The sequence below is a fragment of the Streptomyces sp. NPDC101776 genome (assembly GCF_044766845.1).
Lineage (GTDB): Bacteria > Actinomycetota > Actinomycetes > Streptomycetales > Streptomycetaceae > Streptomyces.
The window spans coordinates 1294-3372 of sequence record NZ_JBIWMV010000055.1 but is presented as its reverse complement, the minus strand read 5'-3'; the positions used below and the strand labels follow the sequence as shown (position 1 = coordinate 3372).

The following is a 2079-nucleotide window of genomic DNA, read 5'->3' as shown; positions in this document are numbered from 1 at the left end:
TGCCGGGCACGCTGTTGGGTGTCTGAGGGTACGGCTGTGAAGCCGCCTTCAGTGCCGGCCCCAGTGAACTTGCCTGTGAGGGCAGGGTGATGGGTGGTTGGTCGTTGTTTGAGAACTGCACAGTGGACGCGAGCATCTGTGGCCAAGTTTTTAAGGGCGCACGGTGGATGCCTTGGCACCAGGAACCGATGAAGGACGTGGGAGGCCACGATAGTCCCCGGGGAGTCGTCAACCAGGCTTTGATCCGGGGGTTTCCGAATGGGGAAACCCGGCAGTCGTCATGGGCTGTCACCCATACCTGAACACATAGGGTATGTGGAGGGAACGCGGGGAAGTGAAACATCTCAGTACCCGCAGGAAGAGAAAACAACCGTGATTCCGGGAGTAGTGGCGAGCGAAACCGGATGAGGCCAAACCGTATGCGTGTGAGACCCGGCAGGGGTTGCGTATACGGGGTTGTGGGATCTCTCTTTCACAGTCTGCCGGCTGTGAGGCGAGTCAGAAACCGTTGATGTAGGCGAAGGACATGCGAAAGGTCCGGCGTAGAGGGTAAGACCCCCGTAGCTGAAACATTAACGGCTCGTTTGAGAGACACCCAAGTAGCACGGGGCCCGAGAAATCCCGTGTGAATCTGGCGGGACCACCCGCTAAGCCTAAATATTCCCTGGTGACCGATAGCGGATAGTACCGTGAGGGAATGGTGAAAAGTACCGCGGGAGCGGAGTGAAATAGTACCTGAAACCGTGTGCCTACAAGCCGTGGGAGCGTCGCGCATCAAGTTTACTTGGTGCGTCGTGACTGCGTGCCTTTTGAAGAATGAGCCTGCGAGTTTGCGGTGTGTTGCGAGGTTAACCCGTGTGGGGAAGCCGTAGCGAAAGCGAGTCCGAATAGGGCGGTTTAGTAGCGCGCTCAAGACCCGAAGCGGAGTGATCTAGCCATGGGCAGGTTGAAGCGGAGGTAAGACTTCGTGGAGGACCGAACCCACCAGGGTTGAAAACCTGGGGGATGACCTGTGGTTAGGGGTGAAAGGCCAATCAAACTCCGTGATAGCTGGTTCTCCCCGAAATGCATTTAGGTGCAGCGTCGTGTGTTTCTTGCCGGAGGTAGAGCACTGGATAGGCGATGGGCCCTACCGGGTTACTGACCTTAGCCAAACTCCGAATGCCGGTAAGTGAGAGCACGGCAGTGAGACTGTGGGGGATAAGCTCCATGGTCGAGAGGGAAACAGCCCAGAGCATCGACTAAGGCCCCTAAGCGTACGCTAAGTGGGAAAGGATGTGGAGTCGCAGAGACAACCAGGAGGTTGGCTTAGAAGCAGCCACCCTTGAAAGAGTGCGTAATAGCTCACTGGTCTAGTGATTCCGCGCCGACAATGTAGCGGGGCTCAAGCGTACCGCCGAAGTCGTGTCATTTCAGCAATAGCCCCAACGGGTGCTGGGATGGGTAGGGGAGCGTCGTGTGCCGGGTGAAGCCGCAGCGGAAGCTAGTGGTGGACGGTTCACGAGTGAGAATGCAGGCATGAGTAGCGATACACACGTGAGAAACGTGTGCGCCGATTGACTAAGGGTTCCTGGGTCAAGCTGATCTGCCCAGGGTAAGTCGGGACCTAAGGCGAGGCCGACAGGCGTAGTCGATGGATAACCGGTTGATATTCCGGTACCCGCTGTGAAGCGTCAAACATTGAACCAGGCGATGCTAAGTCCGTGAAGCCGTTCCGGACCCTTCGGGGAATGGAAAGTGGTGGAGCCGACGGACCAGACCTGCAGTAGGTGAGTGATGGGGTGACGCAGGAAGGTAGTCCATCCCGGGCGGTGGTTGTCCCGGGGTAAGGGTGTAGGGCGTTGTCCAGGTAAATCCGGACAGCACGTAGCCTGAGACCTGATGCCGAGCCGATTGTGGTGAAGTGGATGATCCTATGCTGTCGAGAAAAGCCTCTAGCGAGTTTCATGGCGGCCCGTACCCTAAACCGACTCAGGTGGTCAGGTAGAGAATACCGAGGCGTTCGGGTGAACTATGGTTAAGGAACTCGGCAAAATGCCCCCGTAACTTCGGGAGAAGGGGGGCCATCACCGGTGAGAG

The 2079-nt window shown here is 57.4% G+C and carries 1 rRNA gene (only partly in view); it reads left to right on the top strand.

The window, feature by feature from the left end:
• Positions 1 to 140: 140 nt before the first annotated feature.
• Positions 141 to 2079 (top strand): 23S ribosomal RNA (locus ACIRRY_RS51700) (it continues 1271 nt past the right edge of the window).